1 protein-coding gene is annotated in these 327 nt (G+C 25.1%); it reads right to left on the bottom strand.

Annotation, left to right across the window (positions count from 1 at the left end; translation table 11 throughout):
• On the bottom strand, positions 1–327 hold a 327-nt coding region (locus tag NG901_RS16660; RefSeq protein ID WP_252217057.1), incomplete at both ends, for a hypothetical protein.

The following is a 327-nucleotide window of genomic DNA, read 5'->3' as shown; positions in this document are numbered from 1 at the left end:
TAATTTCAATTTCCGGTTTGCTTTCATTTGCATTTACTTCTAATTCATTAATGATGCATTCTTCTAACCTAAGATTATTTGCATTATTTACAATTAACTTCTTAGCTTTAATATTTTTTAATTCTATTCCTTCAAATACATCTTTTATATTAAGTGTTATTGTTTCATATTGAGCATTAGATTGTACTTTTTCTAGATCTTTACTGTTGGTTATAATTAGATTTTTTTCATCCCCAGTTTCTTCTGGTGAATTACCAGTTGCAATGTTTTTATCTAATATAATACTACCACTAACTTTTTCTTCAATATTTTTTACAGTTCCAATAC

The organism is Clostridium sp. CMCC3677 (assembly GCF_023845585.1).
Classification (GTDB): domain Bacteria; phylum Bacillota; class Clostridia; order Clostridiales; family Clostridiaceae; genus Clostridium; species Clostridium aquiflavi.
The sequence above is the reverse complement of the archived record's forward strand: the minus strand, read 5'-3'. Positions and strand labels throughout refer to the sequence as shown.